This is a genomic window from Falsiroseomonas stagni DSM 19981 (genome assembly GCF_900114315.1).
Lineage (GTDB): Bacteria > Pseudomonadota > Alphaproteobacteria > Acetobacterales > Acetobacteraceae > Falsiroseomonas > Falsiroseomonas stagni.
The window spans coordinates 747,328-767,944 of sequence record NZ_FOSQ01000002.1 but is presented as its reverse complement, the minus strand read 5'-3'; the positions used below and the strand labels follow the sequence as shown (position 1 = coordinate 767,944).

The following is a 20,617-nucleotide window of genomic DNA, read 5'->3' as shown; positions in this document are numbered from 1 at the left end:
CCGAGGCGCCATGGGTCCCTTGAGGACCCCGTGGCGTCAAGCATGGGGCCACGGATCACGGGGTACGCATTCATGCTTTACCGCGCTAAGGCGGCGTGGCACGGTCTAGGGGCTGAGCGCCTCCCGGCGGCAAAAGAAAAGGCGGTGCCTTGCGGCACCGCCGAGTTTAGGGAGGAAACGTCCAAGAAAGACAGCGCGCTAACGCGCTGCTGCGGTGCACAATAAGGGACAGTATCGTTGACGTGCAAGGGGCGTTGCGCCCCTCGCGCGTTTTTTCTGCATTCCCCGCATGCTCTCAGTCCGGCCTGGCACCCGACGCCCGGACGATCGGGGTCCATTTCGTTGTTTCCGCTCGGATGAAGGCAGCGCATTCCTCAGGCGTCGAAGGCGTCGCCTCGATCTGCCGCAGCGCGAAGGCAGCCAGGACCTCGGGGTCCAGCAAAGCGGTCGTCGCGGCATGATGCAGGGCCTGGACGATCGGGGCGGGCAGGTTGCGCGGCCCCACCATGGCGCTCCAGTCCACCATGTCAAAATCCGCGAGGCCCGGCGTCTCGGCGATTGCCGGCAGGGTCGGCAGCAAGGGGCTCCGCGCCTTGCTTGTCACGGCCAGCATCTTGAGCCGCCCTGCCTCGGCCTGCGGTCCAGCGCCGGAAGAGGGCGTGAATGCGCTGTCGATCTTGCCGGTCATGAGGTCAGTGATCAGGGGCGCTCCGCCGCGATAAGGCACGTGGATGTTCCGCAGCCCGGCCAGGAGGTTCAATTGCTCCCCCGCCAGATGTCCGGCGCCGCCGGCACCAGATGATCCGAAGGTCAGCGGATCCCGCTTTCCTGCCGCCACATACTCCTCGACGCTCCGCCACGGCCGATCCGCTGGCACGGCCAGCACGTTCACGATCATGCCGACCCGCGTGATCGGTTGGAGGTCAAGCTGCGGATCGAAGGTCAGGTTGCCGTAGAGCGTCTGATTGATCGCCAGGCCACCGATCGTGCCCATCAGGATCGTATGCCCATCCGGCGCGGACCGCACGACGAAGTCCGAGGCGATGTTGCCGTGGGCCCCCGTGCGGTTCTCCACCACGACAGGTTGGCCCAGCACTGCCTGCATCTTCGGCGCCATCAGCCGGGCCGCCAGATCGGTGGTGCCGCCCGGCGGAAAGCCGACGATGAAGCGGATGGGACGACTGGGGAAGCCGGGCTGCGCCAGAGCGGGCGCTGCCAGCAGCGCTGGCACCGTGGCCAGCAGGGTACGACGAAGCATCAGGCTTCTCCTCCGTCCTTGGAAAGCAGCGTGTCCCGCAGCCATGCGGCGATGGAACAGGCATCGGAATCGCGATCCGCGAAGCCCGCCAGTTGCAGGCCCAGCGGCAGGTCTTCCGCCGACAGTAGCGGCAAGGCGAAGGCAGGTCCGCCCACCAGGGTCCATGGCAGCGCGTAGTTCCGGGAACCCGTGAAGCCATGGTCCTGGATGGCGGGGCCGCTGGAACAGAGCATGAGGAAGCCATCCGCCCGTGTCGCCAAGGCGGCTACGCGGGCACGGAGACCTTCGCGGTCCGCCACGGCCCGCGCGTATCGCGCCGCATCCATGGTGGCGGACCGGGCAAGCAGATCCTGGATGCGGCTTCCGACCATGGAGGCGCCATGATTCCGATAGCTCGCCAGCGGCCAGCGCGCTTCCCAGGCCAGCAGATCGTTGGCGAATTCGCCGATGTCGCGCAATTCGCTCTCGAGCGCCGAGACGTCGTCGTCATTGCCGCCATCGATGATCTCGACGCCCGATGCCGCGATGGCGGCGACCGCGCCTTCGAACGCAAGGCGGGACGACTCCGGCGTCTCCTCCCATCCCAGTGTCGCCAGCCGGACGAGGCACCTGGGCTTGCGCGCCGGCGGCACATCCATCGGTCCGCTGATGCCGGGGTGCGGCGGCGTTCCACCGACCAGGCGGGAAATCACCATGGCTGCGGCCCAGACATCCTCCAGGCTGGCGCCGATCAGCCCGAGGTGGTCGAGCGTTGCGGCCAGTGGCGTCACGCCCCCTGCATGCAGGGCGCCATGCGTTGCTTTCAACGCGTAGGCGCCGCAATAGCCCGCCGGACGGATGGTGGAGGCATGGGTCTGTGTCCCGAACCCCATGCTGGCCATCCCCGCCCCAACTGCCGCTGCGGAGCCTGACGAAGACCCGCCCGGCGTTCGACTGGTGTCATAGGGATTGCGCGTCGGCCCTGAATTGCCGCAGGCGAACTCGGTGGTGACGGTCTTGCCCAGGATGATCGCACCGCCCTGGCGCAGGGCATGTACGCCGGCCGCATCGCGGCGCGACGCCCATCCCGCATAGATCGGATTGTTCATCTGGGTCGGCAGGTCGATCGTCTCGATCATGTCCTTCACGACGACGGGCATGCCATCGACGGGGGACAGTGGCGCGCCCGCGCGCCAGCGCGCTGCCGACGCGTCGGCAGCCCGGCGCGCGGCGGCGAAATCATGCGTCACGAAGGCGGCAACGGCGCTTTCATCGCGCTCCATCGTGGCGATGCACGCCTCGAGGAAGTCGCGTGGCGTCGAGGTGCCTGCGCGGAATGCCTTCGCCTGAGGGACATAGGGTCGAAGCAGTGGTGATGTCGGGGAATAGGGGATGCGCCGCTGCGATGCAGCAGGATCAAGGGAAATGACGGGCAGGAAGGTCAAGCGGAACTCCGGGGCAGCCTGACGCCAATGCATCGTCACCCGGCGTCGGGATCAACCGGCGATCATGTCCGAGTGTCTTTCTTTCCGGACTAGCCAGACAGGACCGGCACAAGATCGGGGCGTTCGCCCCGATACCGTGCCTACGCATCGTGCAAAGCTGGATTGGCGTGCGTCCGGCGTACCGGCACACAACCCCCGGCTTCGCGCTGGAGGCGCGCCCGCCCTATCGGCACGAGATCGCAGCACGACCGAACGCAACGCCGCTGGCCAGGGCGGCGCCGCTCCCGGCCGTGCCAGCTTGACCAGTGCGCGGCCAGTCCCAGCCATCAGCCGTGCCGACAATGACAACCATATCGGATCGCTCGGGTGTGTCGAATCGATGAGCGGGATACGGTCGATACTCATGGCGACCGTCTTTCGAGGCGTGGCCGGGCCGATAGTGCGGGCCCTTCGACTACGATGCCATCCCGTTCATGAGCATGCGCGTGGTCGCCCCGCTCGTCTCGTCCTTACATGCGGCCGCTTGGGTGCCGGCCCGCGCGTCACCAGAGGATGCGGGGGCGGTTACGAAACCTGGTCCGGTGACATCTCATATTGCGAGTGACTCTCAATTGCGATAAACGGCTCCGCCTACGCCGAGCCAGCCAGCCCCGGGCCCATGCCCCAGCGCGCCAGCCAGGCACCGACCTCGATCGGGATGCCCCATGGAAAAGCGAAACCTGCTTGCTGTGACCCTGGCTCTCATTGCAGCCAATCCAGCTCTCGCCCAGACAGCGGACGCACCGCCGCCGGCGGCCACTCCTCTCGATGCTGTCACTACCACGGCGACGCGGACGCGTGCCGTTGCAGGTGACCTCGCCGTCCCTGCGGCTGTGGTGCCGCGGGAGGAGGTTGAGCGTCGTGACGCCCGGAGCGTCCTCGACCTGATCAGGGATATTCCGGGTGTCGAAAGCTCCGGCGTGCCGCGCACGACGGCGATGCAACCCGTGATCCGCGGGCTCGGGGATGAGCGGATCGTGCTTCGCCTCGACGGCGCCCGGAACAACTTCAACGCCGGCCATCGCGGCCGGACCTTCGTCGATCCCGAGTTGCTACGCCAAGTGGAGGTCCTGCGCGGGCCTGCCAGCACGCTCTACGGCTCCGGCGCCCTCGGCGGTGCCATCGCGCTCCGTACCATCAGCGCTGATGATATCCTGCAACCCGGCGCCAGCTTTGGCGGCGCCGCCAGCATGGGCTGGCAGAGCCAGGGCAGCGGTCCCCGCGGTAGCCTGGCGCTGGGTGCGCGGGCGGGGGAGTTCTCCGTCCTGGGCGCCATGACGGGCTTCACCAACGGTAACTTCACCGATGGCCGAGGCACCACCATCCCCTATTCGGAGGACGAAGCCACCTCCCTGCTCGGCAAGCTCGGCTGGAATCCCGGGCATCATCGCTTCGAACTCTCCGCGATGCGTTTCCGGGACACCAACACGCTGCCTATCGCCGCCAGCACGGCCACCACCACGAGCATCACGGATCGCGAGACGGTACAGGAAACGCTGAGCCTCCGCTGGTCCTACGACGATCCGTCCATGCCGCTGCTCGCGCCGCAGGTCGTCGTGTACCGCAACCATGTGGACATCCAGGAACGTAGGCTGACCGGCACACGCGCCGTGGATGGCACGACTCTGACCACAACAGGCATCGATGCGCAGAACACGTCCCGCTTTGGCGGCTTCGGCGCTCATGCCTTGACCTACGGATTCGAGTATTATCGCGACGAACAGGAAGGCACGAGCAACAGCAGCGCGCGGAGCCAGTTCCCGACCGCCCAGCAATCCGTCCTTGGCCTTTTCGCGCAGGACGAGATCACCCTCGGCGCCTTCACACTGACCCCTGGCGTGCGGCTCGACCGGTTCGAACAGGAAAGCCCCAACGGGCTTAACGACCGCAGTGTGGACCGCATCTCTCCCCGAGTCTCACTCGGCTGGCAGGTCCTGCCATGGATGCAGCCCTATGTCAGCTATGCCGAGGGTTTCCGAGCGCCATCCCTGACCGAACTCTATGTCGGCGGCCAGCATTTCCCCGGCAACTTCTTCGTCCCCAACCCCAACCTTCGGCCGGAGGTTTCCCGGAACAAGGAAGCAGGCGTCAATCTCCGATTCGCCGATGTTCTTCGGGATGGCGACCGCCTTCGCGTCCGCCTGAGTGCCTTCCGCAACGACATCGACGACTTCATCGAGCAGACCGTGCTGGCCACCACGACGGTGACCCGCAACATCGGGCAGGCCCGCATCACGGGCGTGGAGGCCGAGGCGCAGTATGATGCTGGCACCTGGTGGCTCGGCCTCGGAGCTGCCGCGTTGAAGGGCGACAATCTCGAAACGAACCAACCGCTTGCCTCCATCCCCGCGCATCGCGTCTCGGTCAATGCCGGCTATCGCTTTCTGGACCAGGGCGTGACGGTCGGCGGCCGCATCACCGCGACGGCGGAGCAGGACCGCGCACCAGCAACAACTGGGGTGGCGCAACAGACCTCCGGCTATGGTCTGCTCGATCTGTTCGCGAGTTGGACGCCAACCGCGGCACCCAATCTCCGCGTTGCGCTGGCGGTCGACAATGTCTTCGACCATGCCTATCGCCGCTCCACCTGGAACAGCGATCCAGCGCCTGCCTTCTATGAGACCGGCCGCAACATCCGCGGCAGCCTGCGTATCGCCTTCTGACCGGCCATGGGCGTGGCGGCGTTGCATCGGCGAGCTTCGTTGGGCGCTTCCGTCGCGCTGCACGGTGCCATCGCCATGGCCGCCGTGCTGCCGGCACTGCATATGCCCCGGCCCGTGCCTGCGGGATCACTCGTGGCGGTGTCGCTGGTCTTTGCCACCCCTACGCATGGCACGGTAGGCACGGCACCGGCAGCCGCCCTCGAGTTGCCTGCTGCGGAAGCCCGGGACCAGGCGATAGCGGAACCGCAGGAACTGCCGGTGACGGACCCGGGTGCCGAAGTGGCAGCGCCGCCCGTCATCGAGACCCCCGTCATCGAGACCTTGGAATCGCTGTCGCCGCTGCCTGAGCGACCTGTTTTGGCCGATATGGCGCTTCCGCCACCGACTGCGCGGCGACCCGCGGCACGGCAGGATTCCCCGGCCCGGCGCGTCGCCCGTCCCGTCGCGCCCGCCACGGCGGATCGCGAAGCCGCCGCGCCGGCCGCTGCTTCGGTGGCGGCCCTCGCCAATGCGGCAGCCCCGGCCGCCACCATGGCTGTTGCCAACCAGCCGGGCCCGACCGTCATCACCGCGCCCCGCTATCGCCTGCCGCCTGCACCCCCGGTCTACCCCGCCCGTGCGGTGGAACTCGGCCTCACTGGCACAGTCCTCGTCCGCGCCCGTGTGACCCCTGACGGGAGCACTGAGGAGACGCGCCTGTGGCGCTCGTCCGGCCATGCGCTGCTCGATACAGCAGCGCTGGCGGCCGTCCGCCGCTGGGCCTTCGAGCCGGCCTCCGTCGACGGGCGGCGGGTCGAGGCATGGGTCGAGGTGCCTGTTCATTTCCGCCTGAACTGAGGAACATTCCATGCCCAGCCTTCTCGAACGCCATCAGGACCTCATGCGCACCGCTGGTGCGCTGCGCGCACGCGATGCGGCAGAGCGGCTCGGGACCACCGAAGCCGCCCTGGTCGCGTGCGGCGCCATGGGCCCGGCAAGGGCGCTGCGCCCCGATTGGGCGGGGCTGATCGGCGCCTTGCCTCGCGCCGGTCGGGTCATGGCGCTGACGCGCAATGACCATGCCGTCCATGAACGCCACGGCGTCTACACGGATGTCTCAAGCGGGCCCGGCCACATCCTGGTCCTTGGCCCGGAGATCGACCTCCGGCTGTTCCCCGCGCGCTGGTCGCATGCCTACGCGCTGGCCGGCGACCGTCCCTCCATCCAGGTTTTCGGTCGCGATGGCGCTGCCGTGCACAAGGTCTTCGCCACGGAGGCCACCCTCCGCGAAGGCTGGGAGAGCATCATGGCCGACTTCATGGCTGATGTAGTGGACGCTCCCCCGCAGGTACCGCCCGCGATCCGCGTGGCGTCAGAAGGGCAGGTTGATGGCGCTGCGCTGCGTGAATCGTGGTTGGCGCTGAGGGACACGCACGACTTCCTCCCGATGCTTCGCCGCCATCGCGCTTCCCGCCGCCAAGCCTTCCGCCTGGCTGGGGACGACCTGGCGCGGCAACTCGCCCCTCATGCCGGGACGGCAATCATCGAAGGTGCCGCGGGTAGTGAGGTTCCCGTCATGGTGTTCGTCGGCAATCCCGGCGGCATCCAGATCCACACCGGGCCCATCCACCGCCTGCGTCGGACACCCGGCTGGTTCAATGTTCTCGATCCCGCGTTCAATCTCCACCTTCGTGAGGCTGGCGTGGCTTCCGTCTGGCGGATTGTGAAGCCGACAGAGGACGGCATGGTCACTTCCATCGAATTGCTCGATGCGGGCGGGGAGGTCGTTGCCCTGATCTTCGGAGCGCGCAAGCCCGGCCAGCCCGAACGTGAGGATTGGCGCACCCTGGTCGCCGAAGTGGCAGACCGCCACGTGGCGGAGGTCGTCGCGTGATCCGCCGCCGTATGCTGACTGCCAGCCTGATGGGCCTCACCGTCCAATCGGAGCGCGCCCGGGCCGCTGCGGGCCGGCTGGTGACCATCGGCGGTGCGGTGACGGAGACGGTCTTTGCCCTGGGCCAGGGTGATCGGATCATCGCTGTGGACAGCACGAGCAGGTTCCCAACCAAGGTCAGTGCTTTGGCGCAGGTCGGGTATCTTCGGGCATTGGCACCGGAGGGTCTGATGGGCCTGGCGCCGGACCTGATGCTCGTCTCGGAGGAAGCGGGTCCGCCCCAGGTGCTTTCCGTTCTGCGCGCTGCTGGCGCGCCCGTTGCCATGGTTCCTGATGAGGCAGGGATAGAGGCTGTCAGCCGGAAGATTCGTGCCGTGGCCCAGGCGCTAAACCTGGAAGGCGCTGCAGTGGCAGACGCGGTGACGGCGGATTGGCGGCGCCTCGACGCCCCGATTGCCTCTTTGCAGCCCGTGTCGGCCGTCTTCATCCTGTCGGTAGCGCGCGGTGCCCCATTGGTGGCAGGGCGCGACACACACGCTGATGCGATGCTTCTTGCTGCTGGGGCTCGCAACACCGTGCGCAGCTTTGCTGGATACCGGCCGCTGTCGGCTGAGCTTGCGGCTGCTCTGGCACCGGAGGCCATCGTGATGATGGACCATGCCCTGGCTGAAGCTGGTGGCGCGGCGGCCGTGCTCAGCATCCCGTCGCTTGCGGTGACGCCAGCTGCCCGGGCACGCCGCGTGATTGGGCTGGATGGCGCCTATATGCTGGGCTTCGGACCGCGTGCTGCCCATGCGAGACGCGACTTGGCCCGGTTGCTCCACCCTAATGCGGTCCTCCCAGGCCTCCCCAGCAGGGGTTGGACATGAACCGGATGGCCGCAGTGCCGACGCTGCAGGAGCGGGTCACGCTGCCGCTTCTCCCGCTCGGCGTCGGCCTTCTCGGTGCTGCCATCCTCGCCGGATTGCTGCTCGGCCCGGCCCGCATCGGCGCCGATGGGCTTTTGGCCGTGCTGGCGCATTGGCTGGGCGCACCGCTGCCGCCAGAACACGCGCGGGACGCGGCTGTAATCGGCGTCATCCGTGCACCGCGTGTTCTGCTGGCGGCGCTGGTCGGGGCCGGGCTCGGTGCCGCGGGCGCGACGATGCAGGGTCTTTTTCGAAATCCCCTGGCCGATCCCGCGTTGATCGGGGTGTCCAGTGGCGCAGCGCTTGCGGCGGTGGCCGCCATCGTGCTCGCCGGCCCTGCTTTCGGCGCGTCAGCCGGGCTGTTCGGCCTTTGGCTGCTGCCAATTGCCGCCTTCATCGGGGGGCTCGGCGCTACCCTCGTCATGGCACGGCTCGGTCGTGTCGGCGGTGCCGCGCCCGTTGCGACCCTTCTGCTAGCGGGTGTTGCTGTGAACGCCTTGGCAGGCGCCATCACGGGCCTTCTCATTTTCATGGCGGATGACCGGCAGGTGAGGGACATCACCTTCTGGACTCTTGGCAGCCTCGCTGGTGCGCGATGGCAGCATCTTCCCGTCATTCTTCTGCTCGTAGGCCTGCCGTCGCTGCTGCTTTGTGCGCTGGCGCGGCCGCTCAATGCCCTATTGCTCGGGGAGTCGGAGGCCTACCATCTTGGCGTTTCGGTCGAGGCCCTCAAGCGTTCCGCGATACTGCTTGCCGCGATCAGCGTCGCGGCGGGTGTCGCATTCACGGGACTGATCGGCTTCGTGGGCCTCGTCGTGCCCCATGTTGTGAGGCTGGTGTTCGGAACCGACCATCGGATCGTCCTGCCGGGTGCGGCCCTGCTTGGCGCGGCCCTTCTTGTGCTGGCAGATCTCGCCGCCCGAAGTCTCGCTTCGCCGGCTGAACTGCCTGTTGGCGTCATCACAGCCCTCATCGGCGCGCCCTTCTTCCTGTGGCTGCTGCGTCAATCCGGCTCTGGAAACGGCGCATGATCGCGGCACGCGCCCTTACGATGCGTTGCGGCGGGCGACGACTGCTGGACGAGGTGTCCCTGGAACTGCAGCCCGGTGAGGTGGTTGCGATTATCGGTCCCAATGGCGCGGGGAAATCCACGCTTCTGCGCGCGATGTCGGGCGAACTTCGTTCGGAAATCGGCGTCGTCACATTGGAGGGCCGCCCGCTTGCCGCCTGGCATCCTGTTGATCTCGCGCGCCGCCGTGCGGTTGTCAGCCAGAACGTTGCCCTGGCTTTTCCCATCACAGGCCGGGATGTCGTCGGTCTTGGACGCTTGCCCTGGCATGCGACCCCACAGGCGGCACGGGATGTACACGCGGTGGAGGCGGCGCTGGAGACCGTTGGCGCCACCGGGATCGCGGCGCAACGCTATGCAACGCTTTCCGGCGGCGAACGCCAGCGCATCCAGATCGCGCGTGCGCTGGCGCAACTAGACGGCGCCGCACATCCGGCCGCATTGCTGCTGGATGAGCCGACAGCCAGTCTCGATATCTCTCATGTTGGCGTGATTCTGCGCCTTATCCGCCGTCTGGCACTGCAAGGCGCGGCCGTGATGGTGGTCCTCCATGACCTTAACGAGGTTAGCTTTGCCGCAGATCGCGTCATGGTCATGGCTGAGGGGCGCTGCGTCGCCGCAGGGCCTCCCGCAGCAATCCTGCGGCCGCGTCTGCTGGAAGCCGTCTACGGCATCCCCTTTCAGAGGCGGGGCGACGCCCTGTTGCCGGAATTCACTACCGATTGATCACCCCTTCATAGGCCGACGCGACCCGAAGGAATTTCCGCTGCGGCGCGGATCCTACCGGATTCCGGCACGCATGAATGACTGGACGAACTGCCGCTGGAACATCAGGAATCCGAGCAGCAGTGGCGCTGAGGTCATCAGCGTGGCAGCCGAAATGATCGCCCAGTCGATCCCCTGGTCGGTGGAGGCGAAGACCGATAGCCCCACGGTCAGCGGCCTCGTTTCCACCGTATTGGTGATGACGAGCGGCCAGAGGAAGTTGTTCCAATGGTAGGAGACCGACGTCAGGCCGTAGGCCAGGTAGGTCGGCTTCGCGAGGGGCACGTAGACGCGGAGCAGGATCGCCATGGTCCCGCAGCCTTCGACGCGCGCTGCTTCCTCCAACTCTCGCGGAATCTGCTTGAAGGTCTGGCGTAGCAGGAAGATTCCGAATGCAGAGGCCATGTAAGGCAGGCCGATGGCCAGTATGGTGTCCACGAGGCCGAGGGCTCGCATGCTCCGGTAGTTCTCGACCAACAGCACATCAGGCATGATCATCAATTGCAGCAGCACAAGGCCGAACAGCAATCCGCTGCCGCGGAATTCGCTGCGCGCGAAGGCGAAAGCGGCCAGGGTACACAACACGAACTGCGCCACCAGCACCATCGTTACCAGTACGAAGGTATTGAGGAAATAGCGGGCGAAGGGCGCGGCATCCCACGCCGCGGCGAAATTCTCCAGCGTCAAGGGCGCGAACAAGTCGAATCTTACAGAATAGCCCTGCGGATGAACCGCTGCCCAGATGGCGTATAGCAGCGGTGCCACCCACAACAGTCCGAGCAGCCAGGCCGCCGCGTGCTCAAACGCGTTGCCGACCCGCCCGATCATCGGTAGTGCACCCGCTTCTCGCCGACCAGGAACTGAACAGCCGCCGTCAGCGCCAGCATCACCAGCAGTACGACCGTGAGGGCAGAGGCCGTGGCAGTATCCCAGAACCGGAAGCCGAGTTCATAGACATAGGTCAGCAGCAGCGCCGTGGCGTTGTCAGGTCCGCCCTTCGTCATGACGATGATGTGGTCCACAAGCCTGAAGCCGTTGATCACGGCATTCACCAGTACAAACAGAGTCGTAGGGCCCAATAGGGGCAGGGTGATGCGCCAGAAGATGCGCGCGCGGGATGCGCCCTCGATCGCAGCGGCTTCGCACAGGTTTGGCGGAATGGCCTGCAGTGCCGCCAGGTAGAAGATCATGAAGAAACCGGCTTCCTTCCAGACAGCGACGACGATCATCGCGCCAAGCGCGGTTTCCGTCCGCCCGATCCAGTTGGTGGGGCCCCAGCCGAACAGCGTCCGCAGTATCTGGTCCAGCAGGCCGTAGTCCGGCGTGTAGAAGAACAGCCAGAGGTTGGCGACGGCAATCATTGGCAGCACGGTCGGCGTGAAGAAGGCGATGCGTAGTGCTGTGCGGCCATGGATCTTTCCGTTGACCCACAGCGCCATCATCAACGCCAGTCCGATGGAAAGCGGGATCGTGGTCAGCGCGTAGACCAGGTTGTTCATCAGCGCCTGCCAGAAGATCGGGTCCTCCGCCAGCGCCAGATAATTCTCGGCCCCCACGAAGCGCGCGGGGCGGCTGCCCCGCGGTGTGGAGAAGAGGGAATGCCAGATGGTTGCGATAGCAGGGTAGTGAGTGAAGGCCACCAGCAGCAGCAGGGCCGGTGACAGCATCAGCCAGGCATGCACCGTGGTCCTACCCTGCATCGCTCCCGGTCCTTAGCGATAGCGGCGAAGGATGCGCTCGGCCTCGGCCTGCGCATCCGCCATGGCGGGTCCTGCCTGCTTCCTACCGAGCAGCCCAGCCTGGAGGTTGTCGTTCAGCGCCTTGGTCACGCGCTGGTTCTCATGGGTCGAAAGCTCAGCCACCGCATGCGGCAACTGATCCCGCGCCACGGCGGCGGCAGGAAAATCGGCGACGTAGGCGCGCATCGCCGGCGTTTCGAAGGCTTGCGGCGTGACAGCCACATAGCCAGTTTCGATCCCCCAATGCGCCGCGCGTTCCGGCGTGGTCAGAAAGCGCGCGAAGCGGACCGCGCCTTCCCGTTGTGCTGCATTGGCGGACTTGAACACATAGAGGTTGCCACCGCCGGTTGGGCTGCCCGGTCTACGGCCCGCGGCCAGCATGCCGACGCCGAAGGGGAAGGGGGCGTTGCGGCGGACATTCGTCAGGTTCCCCGTCGTCGTCCACATCATGGCCGTCTTCCGTTCGAAGAAGTCGCGCGGCGTGGTGCCCCATTCCACGATGCCGCCCGGATGTACGCGGTGGCGCTGGGACAGGTCCATCCAGTACTGCAGTGCCTCTGCCACCTTCGGGTCATTGAAGAAGGTGCGGTTGCCATCCGCATTCATCAGCCGCACATCGGCCTGTGTCGTCAGCCCCTGGAACAGCCAGTAGGGAAAGCCCGAGGACGGGATCTGGATTCCCCACTGCGTGACGTTGTCGCCCTGGCGCTTCGTCAGCTTCTGCGCGAAGTCGATCTGCTGGGCCCAACTCTGCGGCGGTGTCTCCGGATCGAGGCCCGCCTCCCGGAATGCATCCTTGTTCCAATAGGTGACGATGGTAGAGCGCTGGAAAGGGATGCCCCACGTCTTTCCGCGTGCGCGGCTGTTTTCCATGAAGCCTGGATAGAAGCCGTCCAGCCAGGGCTTCTCCACGCCCGCCAGGTCATCCCACGCCAGGATCGCGTCCTCCTCGATCAGCGTGAAGATGTCCACGGCCAGAAGGCATGCGATCTGAGGGGCATCGCCACCCCGCATCGCCGTCAATGTCTTGGTCAAGGTGTCCTGGTAGGAACCGGCGTAGATTGGCTTGATGCGGAAGCGCGGATTCTCCCGCGCGAACTCCTCGCAATACCCGTCGATCAGACGCGGGATCGGTCCCCCGACTGCGATCGGATAGTTGAAGACAATCTCAGTCGGTGCCTGCGCGTGCACGGCGGGCGCTGCCAGCAGGGGGGTGGCGGCCATGGCACCGAGCGTGGTGCGACGAGTGATGTTCATCGACATTCTCCTCCGGTTTTTCAGGTTGTTGGGCGGTCTGGCAGCCGGCGGCCGCTGGTGGAATCGAACAGATGAACGGCAGGCGGCAGTTTCAGGCGCAGTGGGGTGCCGGAGGCGAGCGCATGGTGACCGGGCACACGCACCTGCATCACTTCCGCCCCATCACCGACCGCGACGGTCAGCACCGTCTCTGCCCCCAGGAATTCCGCGGCCTGAACGCGCCCGGGCAGACCGGGCCCGTCGACTGGCGCCACGTCCTCCGGCCGCAGCCCGAGCAGTTGCCCCGCAGCCTCAGCCGGCGCCACCGTCACGCCCGGTGCACCGGCCACCTCGGCGCCATTCTGTCCCGACACCAGTCGCAGGAGGGACATGGGTGGCGTGCCGATGAAGGACGCCGCAAAGACGCTGGCCGGGCGCGCATACAGCTCAGCCGGGGTCGCATCCTGCTCCACGCAGCCATCGCGCATCAGCACGACCTGGTCGGCCATGCTCATCGCCTCCGCCTGATCATGCGTCACGTAGACCATGGTGATACCAAGGCGTTGCTGCAGCGCGCGGATCTCTCGTCGCATCTCCGCCCGCAGCTTTGCGTCGAGGTTCGACAGAGGCTCATCCATCAGGCAGATCGGCGCCTGCGCCACCACAGCACGGGCCAGCGCCACTCTCTGCTGCTGACCGCCGGACAATTGGCCCGGCCGCCGGCCAAGCAGTTTGGTCAGCCCCAGCATCTCCGCCGTTTCCGCCAACCTCCCCTGGCGTTCGGCTGCTGCGACATGCCGCGCGCGTAGACCGAAGACGATGTTCTCCGCCACCGAAAGGTGTGGAAACAGCGCATAGGATTGGAACACCATGGCGATCCCGCGCTGCGCGGGGGGCAGGCCAGTTACGTCTCGGCCCTCCAGCAGGAGGCGGCCACCAGTCGGCGCCTCCAGCCCCGCCACGACGCGCAGCAGCGTGGATTTCCCGCAACCCGAGGGACCGAGAAGCACCAGGAAGGTGCCGGGCCGGGCTGCAAGGCTGATGCCGGCCAGCGCCTGCGTCTCGCCGAAGGATTTCGTAATGCCGTCGAGGCGGATATCGCCTCGCAGCCGATGCGGAGCAATCATGTCGGGTGCCAGCGCTGCCACCCCTGAGTGGGGGCGCGCGAAGGATAGTAGACATTCCGGTCGGGACGCCAGGGTCTCCCCGGCGCGCTGTCACCGACTTATCTCGGTCGCGGGTCTTTTCATGCAGGTCCCGCCTGGCCTACCGTTCGGTTGGCAGGGAGGAAGCGGTGGGCAGCAGCGTAGAGGTCGTGGAGCTTTCGGTGGCTTTCGGGCGCACCCCGGTGCTGCACCGAATCTCGCTTTCCGTTGCCGCAGGCGAATTCGTGGCGCTTCTCGGCCCTTCCGGTTGCGGCAAGACCACATTGCTTCGCTCCATCGCCGGCTTCGTCGCGCCGGCCGGTGGACGTATCCTTGCCGGCGGGCAGGACATTACCCAGGCTCCGCCGGAACGGCGCGGCGCGGCGATGGTGTTCCAGTCCTATGCGTTGTGGCCCCATATGTCGGTGGCCAAGACAATTGGCTACGGCCTGAAGCTGCGCGGCTGGGACCGCGTGCGGATCGACGTGAAGGTTGGCGAGATGCTTCGCCTGTTGCGCCTCGAAGGCCTTGGCGACCGCCTTCCGGCGCAACTCTCCGGCGGCCAGCGGCAGCGTGTGGCGTTGGGCCGTGCCCTCGCCGTGGATCCCGCCATCCTTTTGTTGGATGAACCGATGTCGAACCTCGACGCGCGTGTCCGCGAGGGTGTGCGCCACGAACTCCGCGAACTGCAGCAATCCCTCGGCATCACCGCCATCCATGTGACGCATGACCGGGAGGAGGCGATGATCCTCGCCGACCGCATCGTCATCCTCCATGAAGGCCGGATCGCGCAGCAGGGCACGCCGGAGGACCTCTGGGCGCGTCCCGCCAGCGCCTATGTCGCGGATTTTCTTGGCGCCACTAACTGCCTGCCCGTCCGTGTCCATGACGAGATGGCAGAGGCCGCGCCGGCCGAGCCGCCTCTGCGCCTGGAGCCAGGCCGCGCGCCGCCGAATGGCCCTGCCAATGTCCGTTTTCGTCCGGAAGAGGCGCGCGTGCTGGCCCCCGGCGAACCACTGGATGGTCTGGTCTTCCATGGAGTCGTCGCGCTCTCCGCCTATCCCGGTGGCCGCTGGCGCGCCTCCATCCGCATTGGCCGCGATGATGTGCTGGTGGATGTGCCCGATCGGCTGCCGGAAGGCGCGCCTGTCCGCCTCGGTATTCCCGCGCCCGCGGCGCATGTCTTTGCCGCCACGGCCTGAACGACAGAACACGGAGGAAAACGCCCATGGACCGCAGGACATTCCTGGCCACTGCCGCGGCTCTCGCCGCTACACCCGCTCTGGCCCAGCAGCGTGTCACGCTGAACGTGCTGACCGCCGGCGACCAGAACATGGTCGACTACATCACGGACTATCTCGGCCCCATGTTCCAGCGCCAGAACCCAGGCGTCACGGTCCGCGCGCTTGGCACGGGGCCTGGCGATGCCGGCAGCCAGCGCATCTGGGAGCGGCTGGAAGCGCAGCGTCGCGCCAATACCAACAGCGTTGATGTCGATGTCGCCGTGGTCCACCAGACCATGGCCGGCCGTATGGTGGCGGAGGGCCTGCTGTCCCGCTTCCGTGACCAAGCCTCCACCGGCCAACTTGCAACGAGCGATGTGACGCGCAACGCCCTGGGCCAGAATGTCGACGGCTTCGTATTGCCGATGTTCAACAGCCAGATCGCCTTGGCCTACAACCCCGCTCGCGTTGCCACGCCCCCGCGCACCTTCGCGGAACTTGAGAACTGGGTAAGGCAGAATCCCCGCCGCTTCGGCTACAACGGCATCCGAGGTGGTATGTCCGGCGTCGGCTTCGTGTTCGGCTGGGCCTACGCCTTTGGCCCCGACCAGAAGCGCCTGATCGAAGGCCCCTTCGATGCGGAAGCCGTCAGCGCGCTGACCCCGGCCTTCCAGCGCCTGCGCGAGTTCAACCGCAACGTCGTCATCACCCCCGGCAATGCCGGCACGCTGGATGCGATGAATCGCGGCGAGATCGACATCGGCCCGGTCTGGATGGACATGTTCTACAGCTGGCAAGCGGAAGGGCGCCTGAACCCCGCCTATCGTCTGGTCCTGCCGGAGACGGGTCTGCCCGGCCAGCCTATGTACTACGTCATTCCTGCCCGTGCGGCGAACAATGACGTGGCACGACGTTTCATCGAACTCGCCACCAGCCCATCCGTGCAGGCAGAAGGGATCGTCCGGCGCTTCAACTGGTTGCCTGGCATCGATGCGCAGCATGTCCGCCAGCATCTGGACCAGCAGACCTGGGACCGCCTGTTCCGCGATGTCGGGCCGGATCAGCTTGCGCGCGGCGCGCGACCGATGCCGCAGGCGGATTTCATGCGAGCGCTGCAGGAAGCCTATGAACGCGTCGTACTGAACTGACGCTGTGCTACCCTACCTGCTGCTGGCGCCGGCACTTTTTGTTGTCGGCGCGTTCTTCCTCGTGCCATTGGCATTCTCGGTCATTGGCGCCTTCGAGGGGCCGCAAGGGCCGACCTTCGTCAACCTTGCCAATGCGGCTTCCCTTTACCGTATGGACCTCGTGTTCACCCTGCTGATTGTGGTGGCCTCCACTGCGTTGACGGGGCTGGGCGCGGTGGCCATCGGCGGCTACCTCACGCTCGGGCGTTCGCGCACCGCGTTGCGACTGCTGGGCGCCATGTATCGCTGGCCGCTCTTCATCCCCTTCATCGTCGCTGCCCAGGCCATGCGTGGCTTCATCGGGCAGAACGGACTGATGAACAACACGCTGGTCTGGATCGGCCTGATGCCGCAGGAGTGGGCGCAGAGCTTCCTGGACTGGCGCGGGATCGTCATCACTTTTGTCTGGAAGCAACTGCCCTTCGCGACGCTGCTTGTCGCTGGTGCCATGGCTGCCCTGGACCGTTCGGGGATCGAGGCTGCGCAAAATCTCGGCGCCGGGCGCCTACGGATCCTGATTGGCATCGTCCTTCCCCAGGTCGCGCGCAACATCATGGTCGCGCTGGTGCTGTCCTTCGTCACGATGATGTCCGTGCTGTCGGTCCCCATGATGATCAGCGGCCAGAGCCCCACCATGTTGACGGTCGCCATGGCCTGGCGGATCAATTCCTTCGGCGACTATGGCACAGCCAATGCTCTCGGCCTTGTCTCCTGCATCCTCACCGGCCTCGTTGCCTGGATCTGGCTCCGCCAGGCTGCGGCGGAGCGTGCGCGATGAGAGGGAGCGTAATGTGGTGGCTGCCACGCGGCCTGCTGCTGGGCCTCTTCGCCTTCTTCGTCTTCGGCCCGCTGGTCAACCTGGTGCTGTGGTCCGTGGCGGAATCCTGGTTCTGGCCCAATCGTCTGCCCAGCCAATACGGCTTCCGTTTCTGGGAGCGTGTCTTCCGCCCCGAGGGCCAGGCGATGGAAAGCCTTTGGCTTTCCATCTGGATCGCGACGCTGACAACGCTGCTGTGCCTGGCCGTCTCGGTCCCCGCCGCCTGGGCGCTGGCGAAGGCCAATTTGCGGTGGCGTGCCGCCATCTTGCTTCTGTTTCTGCTGCCGCAAGCCTTTCCCAATCTTCCAGTCTATATCAACATAGCGCGCATCTTCTTCTCCTTTAATTTGAACGGTACGGTGATCGGCGTGGTACTGGTCCATGCGGCGCATGGATTGGTCTATTCCATCTGGATCGCGACCGCTGCCTTTGCCGCCGTCGATGATGATCTTGAACTCGCAGCTCGTAACATCGGTGCCGGCGCCTTCACGGCCTTCCGCACCATCACCCTGCCGCTCGCGGCCCCCGGTATTGCCGCCAGCGCCGTCTTCGTCTTCCTGGAATCGCTGGATGAATTCACCGCCAGCTATTTCGTCGGCGCCCCTGAGGTCCGAACGCTGCCGCTGCTGCTGTTCAGCGCTGCGGCCGGCGGCAACATGCAGGTCGCTGCCATTACGGCGCTGATTCTTTTGGTGCCCAGCGTGCTGTTCATGCTCATCGTCGAACGCTTCCTCCGCGCCGAGGTCCTGGCCAAGGTCGGCAAATAGGTTACGCCATGCCCACGATCCTGCAGATCAGTGATACCCACCTCTCCCCTCGCAATGGCTTGTTCCTGGAGAACATCGCAGCCTTGCGTCGCGTGGCGCGGGCACGCCGTCCGGATCTGACCGTCTTCAGCGGCGACCTCTCCCTGGACGGAGCGGATCGAGACGAGGACATGGGGTTCGCCGCAGAACTTCTGCGTGCCTTCCCAGGCGAACACCTTTTCATCCCGGGCAACCATGACACCGGGAGCCACCCCATCGGCATGCCCCACCAGCCGGTCAACGCTGACCGCATGGCCCGCTTTCGGCGCTTCTTCGGCGAGGGCTTCGGCGCCGTAGACCTCCCAGGCTGGCGCGCGATCGGACTGAATACGGAGATCATGGCGACGGGGGTGGAGGAGGATGTTCAGGCGGCCTTCATCGCGGAAACCGTTCGGACGCTTGGCGCCCGCCGCATCGCGCTGTTCCTGCACAAGCCGGTCTTTGTCACCCGCCAGGACGACCCAACGATCGATGTCTGGTCCATCCCGCCTGATGCGCGGCCCGGCCTTTCACCGCTCCTGAGCCACCCTGCGCTCCGCCTCATTGCCTCCGGCCATCTGCATATGTTCAAGCAGGAGATGGAAGGCGCTGTCAGTCAAATCTGGGCCCCGGCTGCCTCTTTCGTCATGACGCCGGAGCAGCAGGATGGTCTCAGAGGCGAAAGGCGCTGCGGTGCGCTGCTGCATCACCTGTCCGCCGATGCCGTGACGACGGAACGGCTCGACCTGCCCGATACCTGGGCCGCTGATATCAAGCACCTCACCTATCCCGGTTGAACTCTCCGTAGCGCGATCGCGAGGATGTTCGCTGGCGTTGGCATGAACTGAAGGAAGCGCCAGGCCGCCACGGGTCCTGTACTTTCGGGCGCGAAGGCGAGGGTTGGGGCTTCGCCCAGCGTGAAGCCGAAATTCTCCAGCCCCATGGCGATACCCTCGCCGTTGGCCTTCACGAAGGCTTCCTTCAGCGTCCAGATCCGAAGGAAGGCTTCATGCTGTCTTGGGCGCGGCAGCGCCGCGATCAGCGCCGCCTCGCTGGCGGCAAAGAAGCGTTCCGCAATGCCCTCTCCAGCCTCCCGACGGCCGAGGTCTTCCACATCGAGGCCGACGTCGTCGGTGGAGGTGACGGCGCAGGCCACGAGGTTGCGCGTATGGCTCAAGTTGAAGCGCAGCCGTGCCAACCCGTGTCCCGGCGCCACTTCCGGCTTCCCGGCGGGGCCGACCGTGAAGCGCCATGCGTCCGGCGCCAAGCCTCCTGCTTCGGACAGCATCCGCCGCGCCAGCGCATGAGCTGCGATATAGGCGTGCCGATCGGCATCGAGGTGGAACCGCGCCGCCCGCGCCTGCTCCGCGGGCTCCAGCAACGCATGCCAGCCGGCCATCGTGGCCATATCCGCTGACTGCGGCTGCACCCAGCGTACGCGGATGGCGCCGCGTCGCAGCATTCAGTCCAGCTTGATGCCGAGGTCGCGGATCAGCGGTCGCCAGCGCGCGATCTCGCTGCGCATCTGTGTATTGAACGCTGCTGCATCACCAGGCACGGCCTCCGCACTCAGGTTCCGGATGACTTGCGCTACCTCGTCGCTCGCGATCGCCTGATTGAGCGTGGCATTCAGCCGTCCGATGGCAGTCGTTGGCGTGGCCGCCGGCACGCTCATGCCCATCCAGGCATAGGCCTCCGCATCCGGCAGGCCGAGTTCCTGCAGGGTCGGCACCTCCGGCAGCGCGGCAATGCGTGAAGGCGACATCACGGCCAAAGGCCTCGCCTGACCCTGGCGGATGGCGCCCATCGAGGACGCACTGTCGGTCAGCATGCAGTCGACCGATCCGGCCAGCATGTCCTGCAACGCCGCAGGGGAGTTGCGATACGGGACATGCGTCGCATCGAAGCGCGCGACGCGGGCCACATACTCCATGGCCAAGTGCTGGGGGCTTGCCACCGCGCCGCTGCCGAAGGTCGGCGCCTTGGCGCGTGCGGCTGCCAGGAACTGGGACCAGTCGCGGATCGGGCTTTCCGTCCGGACGATCAGGATCAGCGGGAAGCGCGCGATCAGGCCGACGCCGGTCAACGCGGTATCAGGGTCATAGGGCAGGCGTGCGTAGAGAGCGGGGCTATAGATGGCCATGCCGTTATCCACCATCAGCATCGTGTGGCCATCGGCCGGTGCCTGCAGCACCGTCTCCGTCGCCAGCACGCCGCCGCCGCCCGGTCGGTTGTCCACCACCACATTCTGACCCAGGCGCGACGCCATCTGTCGCCCGATCAGACGGGCGAATTGGTCCGAAGGCCCTCCGGCGCCGTAGGCGATCACCCACCGCAACTGCCGTTCCGGGAATGCCTGCGCCCGCGCCGCAGCCCCCAGGGCGGGCAGGGCGAGCGTGGCAAGACCAAGTGATCGGCGGGTCAGCATGGGCGGCAATCCTCTCGCAGCGGCGGAAGGTTCGCAGAGCGGCAGGGGCAAGACAAGC

The 20,617-nt window shown here is 66.3% G+C and carries 19 protein-coding genes; 11 read left to right on the top strand and 8 right to left on the bottom strand.

The features are described 5' to 3' along the window. Positions 1 to 295: 295 nt before the first annotated feature. A complete protein-coding gene (locus BM041_RS10185) occupies positions 296 to 1,258 on the bottom strand; it encodes a Bug family tripartite tricarboxylate transporter substrate binding protein (RefSeq protein WP_175533853.1) in 963 nt (320 codons plus the stop codon). Then, positions 1,258 to 2,715: an amidase family protein gene (locus tag BM041_RS10180; protein ID WP_092958949.1), complete on the bottom strand. Its 1,458-nt coding sequence runs from the start codon at positions 2,713 to 2,715 to the stop codon at positions 1,258 to 1,260. The genes BM041_RS10185 and BM041_RS10180 overlap by 1 nt, the downstream gene beginning before the upstream one ends. Before the next feature lie 671 nt (positions 2,716 to 3,386). Between BM041_RS10180 and BM041_RS10175 the strand changes: the two genes are divergently transcribed. The 6 genes from BM041_RS10175 (at position 3,387) to BM041_RS10145 (ending at position 9,960) form a co-directional block, all read left to right on the top strand. Continuing rightward, positions 3,387 to 5,384 carry a TonB-dependent hemoglobin/transferrin/lactoferrin family receptor gene (locus BM041_RS10175; protein ID WP_092958947.1) on the top strand — a complete coding sequence of 666 codons (1,998 nt, stop codon included), beginning with the start codon at positions 3,387 to 3,389 and terminating at the stop codon, positions 5,382 to 5,384. A 75-nt stretch (positions 5,385 to 5,459) separates the two neighbouring features. Further along, the gene (locus BM041_RS29925) at positions 5,460 to 6,221 is read left to right on the top strand and encodes an energy transducer TonB (protein WP_139226017.1); all 762 of its coding nucleotides are present in this window, start codon (positions 5,460 to 5,462) and stop codon (positions 6,219 to 6,221) included. A 10-nt stretch (positions 6,222 to 6,231) separates the two neighbouring features. Beyond that, a complete protein-coding gene (locus BM041_RS10160) occupies positions 6,232 to 7,257 on the top strand; it encodes a hemin-degrading factor (RefSeq protein WP_092958941.1) in 1,026 nt (341 codons plus the stop codon). Then, entirely contained in the window at positions 7,254 to 8,126 is an 873-nt protein-coding gene (locus tag BM041_RS10155) for a heme/hemin ABC transporter substrate-binding protein (RefSeq protein ID WP_139226016.1), read from the top strand. The genes BM041_RS10160 and BM041_RS10155 overlap by 4 nt, the downstream gene beginning before the upstream one ends. Beyond that, positions 8,123 to 9,196, top strand: a complete 1,074-nt coding sequence (locus BM041_RS10150) for a FecCD family ABC transporter permease (RefSeq protein ID WP_092958938.1) — start codon at positions 8,123 to 8,125, stop codon at positions 9,194 to 9,196. The genes BM041_RS10155 and BM041_RS10150 overlap by 4 nt, the downstream gene beginning before the upstream one ends. Then, the gene (locus BM041_RS10145; RefSeq protein ID WP_092958936.1) at positions 9,193 to 9,960 is read left to right on the top strand and encodes a heme ABC transporter ATP-binding protein; all 768 of its coding nucleotides are present in this window, start codon (positions 9,193 to 9,195) and stop codon (positions 9,958 to 9,960) included. The genes BM041_RS10150 and BM041_RS10145 overlap by 4 nt, the downstream gene beginning before the upstream one ends. A gap of 54 nt (positions 9,961 to 10,014) precedes the next feature. On the opposite strand, the gene BM041_RS10140 is transcribed toward BM041_RS10145, so the two are convergent. The 4 genes from BM041_RS10140 to BM041_RS10125 are packed head-to-tail and all read right to left on the bottom strand — an operon-like array spanning position 10,015 to position 14,122. Further along, a complete protein-coding gene (locus tag BM041_RS10140; RefSeq protein WP_092958934.1) occupies positions 10,015 to 10,827 on the bottom strand; it encodes a carbohydrate ABC transporter permease in 813 nt (270 codons plus the stop codon). Further along, positions 10,824 to 11,699 (bottom strand): carbohydrate ABC transporter permease, encoded by an 876-nt coding sequence (locus tag BM041_RS10135; RefSeq protein ID WP_092958932.1) that lies wholly within the window; start codon positions 11,697 to 11,699, stop codon positions 10,824 to 10,826. The genes BM041_RS10140 and BM041_RS10135 overlap by 4 nt, the downstream gene beginning before the upstream one ends. A gap of 12 nt (positions 11,700 to 11,711) precedes the next feature. Continuing rightward, positions 11,712 to 13,001 (bottom strand): ABC transporter substrate-binding protein, encoded by a 1,290-nt coding sequence (locus BM041_RS10130; protein ID WP_245762002.1) that lies wholly within the window; start codon positions 12,999 to 13,001, stop codon positions 11,712 to 11,714. 14 nt (positions 13,002 to 13,015) lie between these two features. Next, positions 13,016 to 14,122 carry an ABC transporter ATP-binding protein gene (locus BM041_RS10125; RefSeq protein WP_245762001.1) on the bottom strand — a complete coding sequence of 369 codons (1,107 nt, stop codon included), beginning with the start codon at positions 14,120 to 14,122 and terminating at the stop codon, positions 13,016 to 13,018. A gap of 146 nt (positions 14,123 to 14,268) precedes the next feature. On the opposite strand from BM041_RS10125, the gene BM041_RS10120 reads away from it, so the two are divergent. Genes BM041_RS10120 through BM041_RS10100 form a run of 5 tightly spaced genes read left to right on the top strand, consistent with a single transcriptional unit; the run spans position 14,269 to position 18,928 of the window. Continuing rightward, positions 14,269 to 15,321, top strand: a complete 1,053-nt coding sequence (locus BM041_RS10120; RefSeq protein WP_092958928.1) for an ABC transporter ATP-binding protein — start codon at positions 14,269 to 14,271, stop codon at positions 15,319 to 15,321. A 26-nt stretch (positions 15,322 to 15,347) separates the two neighbouring features. Beyond that, the gene (locus BM041_RS10115) at positions 15,348 to 16,490 is read left to right on the top strand and encodes an extracellular solute-binding protein (RefSeq protein WP_092958926.1); all 1,143 of its coding nucleotides are present in this window, start codon (positions 15,348 to 15,350) and stop codon (positions 16,488 to 16,490) included. 4 nt (positions 16,491 to 16,494) lie between these two features. Further along, positions 16,495 to 17,307 (top strand): ABC transporter permease, encoded by an 813-nt coding sequence (locus tag BM041_RS10110; RefSeq protein WP_092958924.1) that lies wholly within the window; start codon positions 16,495 to 16,497, stop codon positions 17,305 to 17,307. Between the two features lie 11 nt (positions 17,308 to 17,318). Further along, the gene (locus BM041_RS10105) at positions 17,319 to 18,113 is read left to right on the top strand and encodes an ABC transporter permease (protein ID WP_245762000.1); all 795 of its coding nucleotides are present in this window, start codon (positions 17,319 to 17,321) and stop codon (positions 18,111 to 18,113) included. Positions 18,114 to 18,121: 8 nt separating this feature from the next. Next, a complete protein-coding gene (locus tag BM041_RS10100) occupies positions 18,122 to 18,928 on the top strand; it encodes a metallophosphoesterase family protein (protein ID WP_092958921.1) in 807 nt (268 codons plus the stop codon). Here the strand turns inward: BM041_RS10100 and BM041_RS10095 are convergent. After that, complete coding sequence (locus BM041_RS10095; protein WP_175533850.1) at positions 18,916 to 19,530, bottom strand: 4'-phosphopantetheinyl transferase family protein; 615 nt, start codon at positions 19,528 to 19,530, stop codon at positions 18,916 to 18,918. The two genes, BM041_RS10100 and BM041_RS10095, sit on opposite strands and share 13 nt — an antisense overlap. Positions 19,531 to 19,593: 63 nt before the next feature. Next, a complete protein-coding gene (locus BM041_RS10090) occupies positions 19,594 to 20,559 on the bottom strand; it encodes a Bug family tripartite tricarboxylate transporter substrate binding protein (RefSeq protein ID WP_092958917.1) in 966 nt (321 codons plus the stop codon). Positions 20,560 to 20,617: the final 58 nt, after the last annotated feature.

Bases quoted from the DNA above. Each gene is read 5' to 3' on its own strand.
- BM041_RS10180 (WP_092958949.1), bottom strand. From the start codon at position 2,715: ATGCATTGGCGTCAGGCTGCCCCGGAGTTCCGCTTGACCTTCCTGCCC.
- BM041_RS10105 (WP_245762000.1), top strand. From the start codon at position 17,319: ATGTGGTGGCTGCCACGCGGCCTGCTGCTGGGCCTCTTCGCCTTCTTC.
- BM041_RS10160 (WP_092958941.1), top strand. From the start codon at position 6,232: ATGCCCAGCCTTCTCGAACGCCATCAGGACCTCATGCGCACCGCTGGT.
- BM041_RS10175 (WP_092958947.1), top strand. From the start codon at position 3,387: ATGGAAAAGCGAAACCTGCTTGCTGTGACCCTGGCTCTCATTGCAGCC.
- BM041_RS10095 (WP_175533850.1), bottom strand. From the start codon at position 19,530: ATGGCCGGCTGGCATGCGTTGCTGGAGCCCGCGGAGCAGGCGCGGGCG.
- BM041_RS10090 (WP_092958917.1), bottom strand. From the start codon at position 20,559: ATGCTGACCCGCCGATCACTTGGTCTTGCCACGCTCGCCCTGCCCGCC.
- BM041_RS10100 (WP_092958921.1), top strand. From the start codon at position 18,122: ATGCCCACGATCCTGCAGATCAGTGATACCCACCTCTCCCCTCGCAAT.
- BM041_RS29925 (WP_139226017.1), top strand. From the start codon at position 5,460: ATGGCCGCCGTGCTGCCGGCACTGCATATGCCCCGGCCCGTGCCTGCG.
- BM041_RS10145 (WP_092958936.1), top strand. From the start codon at position 9,193: ATGATCGCGGCACGCGCCCTTACGATGCGTTGCGGCGGGCGACGACTG.
- BM041_RS10150 (WP_092958938.1), top strand. From the start codon at position 8,123: ATGAACCGGATGGCCGCAGTGCCGACGCTGCAGGAGCGGGTCACGCTG.
- BM041_RS10140 (WP_092958934.1), bottom strand. From the start codon at position 10,827: ATGATCGGGCGGGTCGGCAACGCGTTTGAGCACGCGGCGGCCTGGCTG.
- BM041_RS10115 (WP_092958926.1), top strand. From the start codon at position 15,348: ATGGACCGCAGGACATTCCTGGCCACTGCCGCGGCTCTCGCCGCTACA.
- BM041_RS10135 (WP_092958932.1), bottom strand. From the start codon at position 11,699: ATGCAGGGTAGGACCACGGTGCATGCCTGGCTGATGCTGTCACCGGCC.
- BM041_RS10130 (WP_245762002.1), bottom strand. From the start codon at position 13,001: ATGTCGATGAACATCACTCGTCGCACCACGCTCGGTGCCATGGCCGCC.
- BM041_RS10185 (WP_175533853.1), bottom strand. From the start codon at position 1,258: ATGCTTCGTCGTACCCTGCTGGCCACGGTGCCAGCGCTGCTGGCAGCG.